The following is an 8,033-nucleotide window of genomic DNA, read 5'->3' on the forward strand; positions in this document are numbered from 1 at the left end:
AAAGGCAGCATCGAGAAGAAGAAAGGTCGTTTCAGCATGGCTGAGATACTCGAGGCGGCGATGCTGGTCTGTTTCGGACTGTCGTGGCCGCTCAACGCATTCAAGAACTACAAGGCGGCCACGGCCGTGGGAACGAGCTGGCAGTTCATCGCGCTCATCACGGCCGGCTACGTGGCCGGCATCGCGGCGAAGTTCGCGTCGGGGCAGGCCAACTGGGTGCTCGTCGTGTACTTCGTCAACATGGCGTGCCTGGCGGCGAACTGGCTCGTATACTTCAGGAACCGCCGGCTCGACAAGACGCGGGCCGACGCGAGAGACGAGGAAGAGGGGCGCTCCTTCGGGCGGGCAACGGTAATCTGATGATGCGGTGAACGGCCCGGACGCCGGCAAGCGGCCGGTCGGGGGTTGTGCGACAATGAGGGAAACTCTTATGGCGCACCTCTCACGAAAGGCGACCTCCCATGGAACTCGAAATAGACGACCGACTGCACGGGTTCACCGTGCTCGCGCGCGAAGACCTGCCCGAGATCGACGGCACGGCGTACACGCTCGCGCACCGGAAAAGCGGCGCGAGACTGCTCTACCTGGCGAACGACGACGCCAACAAGGCGTTCTCCATCGCGTTCAAAACCCCGCCGGCCGACGACACGGGCGTGTTCCACATCCTGGAGCACTCGGTGCTGTGCGGGTCGGACAAGTTCCCCGTGAAGGAGCCGTTCGTCGATTTGCTGAAGAGCTCCATGCAGACGTTCCTGAACGCCATGACGTTCCCCGACAAGACCATGTACCCGGTGGCCAGCACCAACGAGCAAGACCTGCTCAACCTCATGGACGTGTACCTGGACGCCGTGCTGCACCCGGCCATCTACCGCAAGCCCGCCATCTTCGAGCAGGAGGGCTGGCACTACGAGCTGGCCTCCGACACGGAGGCCGACGAGGGCGATTCCGTGGCGGGCGAGATGGTGGCGAGCACCGAGGCGCAGGACGGCTCCGCCGAACTCGTGCTCAACGGCGTGGTGTACAACGAGATGAAAGGCGCGTTGTCCGACCCGAACTCCGTGCTCTACGACGAGCTGCAAGCGGCGCTGTTCCCCGACACGGCCTACCGCTTCGAGTCGGGCGGCACGCCGCGCGCCATCCCCGACCTCACCTACGAGCAGTTCCTCGACGAGCACGCGCGCCACTACCGCCTGAACAACAGCTATATCACGCTCTACGGCGATTTGGATCTCGACCGCATGCTGGCGTTTTTGGACGAGGAGTACCTCTCCCCCGTGTCGGACGAGGAGGCGGCCCGCGACGCGGAGCGCACGAAGGCCGGAAAGCCGCCGCTTGAGCCCCACGCGCTGGAAGCCCAGGCTCCCGTGACGAACCCCGACGTGGTGAAGGTCATGGACACGGCTCCCGAGAACGCCTGCGCGGGCTTGGGCTACGTCATAGGCGACGTCGCCGAGCGCACGCGCATCGTGGCGGTGGACATTTTGCTGGACGCGCTCATGGGCAGCAACGAAGCGCCCGTGAAGCGGGCGCTGCTCGACGCCGACCTCGCCGACGACGTGCAGGCGTTCCTGGCCGACTCGCTGCTGCAGCCGTTCGCGGTCGTGCAGCTGCGAGGCTCGAAGCCCGGGGCCGCCGAACGGTTCCGCAGCGCCTTCGAGGACGCGCTGCGCGCCGTGGCGGAGCAGGGCGTGGACCGCACGCTGGTGGAGGCGTCGATCTCGCGCGCCGAGTTCGTCATGCGCGAACGCGAGTTCGGCATTCCCGACGGGGTGGCGCTTTCCATGACGGCGCTGTCCGGCTGGCTCTACGACGACGAGATGGCCACGACCTACCTGCGCTACGAGGACGACTTCGCCTTCCTGCGCCGCGAGCTGGGCAGCGGCTACTTCGAGCGCCTGCTGGTCGACGTGTTCCTGGAGAGCGACCACTGGGCGCTGGCCGAAGTGCGCCCCGTGGAGGGCGGCGAGGACGCCTACGAGGCCGAGCGCCTGCGCGCCGCCGAGGCGGGCATGGGGCCGGGCGATTTCGCGCGCGTGGCCGACGAGGAGGCCGAGCTGCGCCGCCTGCAGACCGAGCCCGACTCCCCCGAGGCCCTGGCCACCCTGCCGCGCCTGTCCGTGGCCGACATCGACGACGCCCCCGAAGAGCCCTCCTACGGGCTGGTGGACGGCACGCCCGTGCCCTGCCTGCGCCACAGCGTGGCCACGCGCGGCATCGCGTACGCCTACCGTTACTTCGATTTGAGCCGCGCGAGCTTCGAGGAGCTGCCGTACATGAGCGTGCTGGGGCTCGTGCTGGGCAAGCTGGGCACCGCGCGGCACACGGCCGCCGAGATCGACACGCTGGTGAACGGGCGGTTGGGCAACCTCTCGTTCTACGCCGAGGTCAACGAGGGCGAGAACGACCCGCACGACCTGGTGCCGAAGTTCGTTGCGAGCGCGAGCGCGTTGTCCGAGAACGTTGAGGCCACCTGCGAGCTGCCGCTGGAGATCATGCTGGAAACCGACTTCTCGGATACGGGCAAGATCAAAGACGTGCTGCAGCAGCGGCGCATAAGCATGGAGCAGAGCTTCGCCGCGGCGGGGCACGCGGCCGCCATGGCGCGCGCGACGTCGTACTACCTGCCCGCCGGCGTGCTGCGCGAGCAGCTGGGAGGCGTCGACTTCTACCGCTTCCTGAAGGACCTGCTCGCCCACTACGACGAGCGCGCGGGCGAGCTGGCCGAGCGCCTGGCGGAGCTGGCCGAGCGCCTGTTCGTGGACGACGGCTGCACGGTGAGCTTCACGGGCGCCGACGAGGACTTCGAGCGCTTCTGGAAGGCCGGCGCCGTCACGGGCCGCGCGGGCTCCTCGGAACGGCCGCTCGCCGTGCCCGAGCCCGTGGTGCGCAACGAGGCGTTCGTCGTGCCCTCCGACGTGTGCTACGCGGCGCAGGGCTACGACCGGCGCGCCACGGGCGCGCCCTACACGGGCGCCTGGCAGGTGGCGGCGCGGGCCCTGTCCTACGACTTCCTCTGGAACGAGGTGCGCGTGAAGGGCGGCGCCTACGGTGCCGGCTTCGGCGCGACGCGCACGGGCAACCTGCGCTTCTACTCCTATCGCGACCCGCACCTGGACGAGACGCTCGCGCGCTTCGCCGACTCCGCCGCCTGGCTGGCGTCGTTCGAGCCGGAGCCCGAGGCCATGGAGGGCTACGTGGTGAGCACGGTGGCCGGCTTCGACGCGCCGCTCAAGGCCCGCATGCTGGCGCGCCGCCAGGACGGCGACTTCTTCGGCGGCCGCACGCCCGAGATGCGGCGACAGACCCGCGAGGAGATGGTGGGCACCGATCCGCAGGCCGTGCGCGCGTTGGGCGCTCCGCTGGCCGACGCCGTGTCGCACGGCGCCGTGTGCGCGTTCGGCGGCAAGGACATACTCGAAGCCTCCCGAGCCGGCCTCGCCATGGTGGACCTGCTGAACGAATAGCGCATCCGCCCGCAACTCGCATCGAAACGCGCTCCAGCACGCCACCGCGCTGGAGCGCGTTTATTTTTCGCCGCCCGTTTTCGCGCTGCGCGCGAACGGGCGCTCTGGAGAGCGCCCCTACGGGTTACCTGCGCGCCTGCGAGGGGGCTGTGCTACAGAAAGCCGCTCTCTTTTTCGCCACTCGTTTTTCGACTGCCTCTGTGTTAAACCAGCATCGACATGCACCCGAACTGGTTGTCATCCTGAGCGGAGGCGGCGCGAGCCGCCAGAGTCGAAGGATCCCGCGCGGCGCCAGCTGGAGGCGCCCGGCTGGCGCCGCACGGGATCCTTCGACTCGCTTCGCTCGCTCAGATGACAACGCGCCGGCTTGCGGAATGCCAATGGCGGTTTAACATAGAGTCGGCCGCTCTTTTTTCGATTGCGCGTTTCGGCCGCCCGTTTTTCGGCGTCCGTTTTCTGCGTTCGTTTTACGGCACTCGTTTTTCAAATTCCCTATTCAATCGCTCGCTGTTCAATGCTCGACGTTCGTTCTCGCTCGTTCCTTCCGCACCGTTTTTCCGTTCACGGCGGCGGCTCGTTTCGCACGATGTTTCACGTGAAACATTTGTACGCTTTTTATCGTTAGGCGCTCGCCTCTCTGCAAACAAAAGGAACATTCAGGTTTCCGCACCGGCCAATTGAGCTAGAATTAACGGTTGGAACGAATCGGCGCATAAGGGGGTTTCCCGACCTTCGCGATCGACCGGCCGCAAGCGAGCCGGTGGTCCGAGGGCGGCACGCGTTCAGGGGGTTCGCGGCCGTCGCCGCTTGACCTCATGCGCCATAAATGGTAGTAATAGAGTATCAATTAAAGGGAGAGACGGAGAGCACCTGCCATGTTGGAACTGAAGAACCTCACGTTTGAAGTGCCGCTGTCAGAGGGCACCCAGGAGACGAAGCGCATCATCGACGATCTCACGCTCACGATCCCCGACGACCGCTTCACGGTCATCACGGGCCCGAACGGCGGCGGCAAGTCCACCCTCGCCAAGCTCATCATGGGCGTTGAGCAGCCCACGAGCGGCCAGATCCTGTTCGACGGCGAGGACATCACGAACCTGTCCATATCCGAGCGCGCCAAGAAGGGCATCGGCTACGGCTTCCAGCAGCCCGCCCGTTTCAAGGGCATGAAGGTGAAGAAGCTGCTGGACATCGCGGCCGGCAAGAAGCTGCCCATGCTCTCGTGCAACGAGTACCTGGCCCGCGTGGGTCTGTGCTCGGCGAACTACCTCACCCGCGAGGTGGACAAAAACCTGTCCGGCGGCGAGGTGAAGCGCATCGAGATCGCCACCATCCTGGCGCGCGACCCGAAGCTCGCCATCTACGACGAGCCCGAGGCCGGCATCGATCTCTGGAGCTTCGACCGCCTGACCGAGACGTTCCGCGACATCCACGAGGCGCGCGACGGGCGCTCCATAGTCATCATCTCGCACCAGGAGCGCATCATCCAGCTGGCCGACGAGATCGTGCTTCTGCGCGACGGCAAGGTGGTGGAGACGGGCAAGCCCGTCGACCTCATGCCCAAGCTCGGCTTCGTGGCGAAGGGCATCCCCGGCTGTACGTTCACCGAACCGCCCGAGCTGCACCTCACCGAGATCCCCACGACCTGCTAACCCCGACGGCGCGCCGTCGGGCGCGGACCGCACGAACCTGTAAAGGAGGCCATCATGGCCGTTGACCTTTCCCCCATCGACGAGAGCCTGCTCGCCGAGATCGCGAACATACACGGCATGCCGAAAGGCGCCTTCAACATCCGCAAGGACGGGCAGCTCGTCGAGCGCCACTCCTCGGCGAACATCGAGATATCCACGAAGACGGACAACCCCGGCATCGACATCCGCATCAAGGCCGGCACGAAGGGCGAGACGGTGTACATCCCCGTCATCGTCACGCAGGCGGGTTTGAAGGACGTCGTGTACAACACGTTCTACATCGAGGACGATTGCGACGTGACCATCGTGGCCGGCTGCGGCATCCACAACGAGAGCCACCAGGCCTCCGAGCACGACGGCATCCACACGTTCTACTGCGGCAAGAACTCCCACGTGAAGTACGTGGAGAAGCACTACGGCGAGGGTGCCGGCACCGGCGAGCGCATCCTGAACCCCGTGACGAACGTCATCATGGAAGAGAACGCGAACTGCGAGATGGAGCTCACCCAGCTGCGCGGCGTGTCGTCCACCGTGCGCGACACGAACGCCGAGCTGGGCGCGAACGCGAAGCTCGTGCTGACCGAGAAGCTGCTGACCCACGACGACCAGGTGGCCACGTCCAACATGAAGATCGAGCTCAAGGGCGACGACTCCAGCGTGCAGGTTATCTCGCGCTCGGTGGCCCAGGACAACTCCAAGCAGATCTTCAACCCGCTCGTCATCGGAGAGGCGGCCTGTCGCGGGCATGTGCAGTGCGACGCCATCATCATGGGCAAGGCCAAGGTCACGGCCATCCCCGGCATCGAGGCCGCCAGCGAGGACGCCATGCTGGTGCACGAGGCCGCCATCGGCAAGATCGCCGGCGACCAGATCATCAAGCTCATGACGCTGGGCCTGAGCGAGGAAGAAGCCGAGCAGGAGATCCTGGAGGACTTCCTGAACTAAGTTGGTTCCGCTGGTGCTAGCCAGCGGAACGACCGGCACTACGAAGGTCCCTCGTATTCGATCTTGCCGCTTTTCCGTCTGTCCTCGCGTGCAAAAGCACGCTCGATCACCGGATTCGGCAACTCCGAATGCGGTGGGCCTTTTTGCTGTCCCCTGCGCCAATCCAAAAGGAGCGGAAGACGAGTTCTTAAAACATCCCTTCCCTTTTGGGCCGCGCACGCAGGGCGCAAGCAAGCGAAGCATCGACCGAAATGGACCGCCCTCCCTGAACAAACAAGCGCCCGTCGCCTTGCTCGGCGACGGGCGCTTGCGGATCCCGGCAGACCGAGGCGGCCTGCCGCTGCTTGACCGGAATCGTTATGCGGCCTGCGGTTGCACGGCGTTCTGGCCGGCGTTGCTGGCGGGGTCGCCCTCGTCCTCGTCGGCGGCCGGCTCATCGCCATCGGTTGTGCTGCTCGTCGCCGACGCGTTGCCCTGCTGGGTCGTGGTACTCGCGCCGTTAGACTTCGTGGACGAGGCGCCGGCCGTGAGCGGCAGCGTGGACGTGTCGAGCGCCGCGCCGAGCCACTTCATCTCGATGACCGACACCATGCCGCCGCCCGTGAGGGTTTCGACCGCGGCGGACACGGCCTGCTTCAGCTCGGTGTTCGTGTCGAGCACCCCGACGCAGTAGCCGCCGGGCTGCTGCATGAGCGCCACGATGTGCGCGTCGTACCCGCCGCCGTGCGCGGCGTACATACCGATGATGGCGTCGGCCGCCACGTACTGCACGGTGCCCGCAGCGAGGTCGGAGAACGCGCTCTTGAGGTCGTTCTCGGCCACGAGCGCATCCTCGCCGAACTCGTTGGTGACCTGCCAAGAGCTCGTGGACGACACCTGGGCGGCAATCTTGGGAGCGGACGCCTTCGTGGGAACCGTCGTGTTCGACGTCGTAGAGAACAGCGCCACGCCCTTGGGCAGGTACGCCGCGGATCTCCAGAACGACACGTCGGTTTCGGAGCCGACGCCCATGACGATATCGACCTTGCTCTCCTTGAGCGCGGCTTCGGGATCCGTGCCCACGTCGACGATCTCCAGCTTCAGGCCCAGCTCATCGGCGAGCGCGGCGGCCACGTCGACGTCGATGCCCACGATCTTGGACGAAGAGGAGGGCGAGCCGGCCAGCGGCGGAGAACCCGCGTTCACTCCCACGCGCAGCGTGCCGGCCTTGCTGATGGTCGGCGACGACACGGTCGGGCTCTTCTCGGGAGGGGTGTAACTTTGCTGCGACGAGCACCCTGCCAGCACCATCGCCAAACAGGCCGCCGCCGCACAGCACGCGAGCGCCTTCATACGCTTCATATCCGGTGTTCCTCCATCCGTTTCTCTCTCAAAGCGCCCCTTTCGACTGACCTAGTCTTTGCCCCCACACTCGCGCACCGGGGCCCAAGCTTGCACCGGGTGCCCTCTCGCCCGTCGCGGCCGTATGCCGCGTTAATAGCCGGGCGGTGCGACTTACCTCTAGGATGCGCCATGATCGCCCACCGGTCGAGCCGGTGCGACTTACGTGGATCCTTTCGACCGCATCTGCCATGGACTTGGGGCAAACGCCCCGCAACTACAGACTCGAAAGAAGCACCGTTCAGTTTACCAGATAGGGAAAACCCTCGGAAGCGCAGCCCGCATAAACGCACGAATAGGTTCGAAGGTAACGCGCGCGCCCTTGCCAGACCGAGGCATGGCAGATTGGAGGAGCGCGGCGCCCGTGCAGCGGAGCGCGGTCGCATCCACAGGAAAGCGATCGATGTCGTGCCGAGCCGCCTCGCAAGCGTGCGCCCCAGCCCGCCCCGGAAGGTTTGATGCGGAATGGCAGGGCTTCCGCTGTTAAAGAATATGACCGATGAGAATCGGTGAAGCCTCCTTTATGCAAATCGTGGGTTGGGCGACAATCGTT

At 65.7% G+C, this 8,033-nt stretch carries 5 protein-coding genes; 4 read left to right on the forward strand and 1 reads right to left on the reverse strand.

Annotation, left to right across the window (positions count from 1 at the left end):
* The first annotated feature begins 36 nt into the window (after window positions 1-36).
* The 4 genes from HCH03_RS14420 to HCH03_RS14435 all read left to right on the forward strand — a co-directional run bounded on the left by HCH03_RS14420 (window position 37) and on the right by HCH03_RS14435 (window position 6,100).
* Window positions 37-360 (forward strand): hypothetical protein, encoded by a 324-nt coding sequence (locus HCH03_RS14420; protein ID WP_221690057.1) that lies wholly within the window; start codon window positions 37-39, stop codon window positions 358-360.
* A gap of 101 nt (window positions 361-461) precedes the next feature.
* On the forward strand, window positions 462-3,464 hold the full coding sequence (locus HCH03_RS14425) for an insulinase family protein (protein ID WP_221690058.1): 3,003 nt from the start codon (window positions 462-464) through the stop codon (window positions 3,462-3,464).
* Between the two features lie 875 nt (window positions 3,465-4,339).
* On the forward strand, window positions 4,340-5,116 hold the full coding sequence (locus HCH03_RS14430; RefSeq protein ID WP_080142637.1) for an ABC transporter ATP-binding protein: 777 nt from the start codon (window positions 4,340-4,342) through the stop codon (window positions 5,114-5,116).
* Between the two features lie 54 nt (window positions 5,117-5,170).
* Window positions 5,171-6,100, forward strand: coding sequence for a SufB/SufD family protein (locus tag HCH03_RS14435; RefSeq protein ID WP_185906244.1), 930 nt, complete (start codon window positions 5,171-5,173; stop codon window positions 6,098-6,100).
* Between the two features lie 357 nt (window positions 6,101-6,457).
* Here the strand turns inward: HCH03_RS14435 and HCH03_RS14440 are convergent, their stop codons facing one another.
* Window positions 6,458-7,441, reverse strand: a complete 984-nt coding sequence (locus HCH03_RS14440) for a substrate-binding periplasmic protein (RefSeq protein WP_221690059.1) — start codon at window positions 7,439-7,441, stop codon at window positions 6,458-6,460.
* Window positions 7,442-8,033 lie beyond the last annotated feature (592 nt).

The organism is Gordonibacter massiliensis (ex Traore et al. 2017) (genome assembly GCF_019731765.1).
Taxonomy (GTDB): Bacteria; Actinomycetota; Coriobacteriia; order Coriobacteriales; family Eggerthellaceae; genus Gordonibacter; species Gordonibacter massiliensis.

Excerpts from the sequence above, each read along its gene's own strand:
- HCH03_RS14425 (WP_221690058.1), top strand. The coding sequence starts at position 462 with ATGGAACTCGAAATAGACGACCGACTGCACGGGTTCACCGTGCTCGCG.
- HCH03_RS14435 (WP_185906244.1), top strand. The coding sequence starts at position 5,171 with ATGGCCGTTGACCTTTCCCCCATCGACGAGAGCCTGCTCGCCGAGATC.
- HCH03_RS14420 (WP_221690057.1), top strand. The coding sequence starts at position 37 with ATGGCTGAGATACTCGAGGCGGCGATGCTGGTCTGTTTCGGACTGTCG.
- HCH03_RS14440 (WP_221690059.1), bottom strand. The coding sequence starts at position 7,441 with ATGAAGCGTATGAAGGCGCTCGCGTGCTGTGCGGCGGCGGCCTGTTTG.
- HCH03_RS14430 (WP_080142637.1), top strand. The coding sequence starts at position 4,340 with ATGTTGGAACTGAAGAACCTCACGTTTGAAGTGCCGCTGTCAGAGGGC.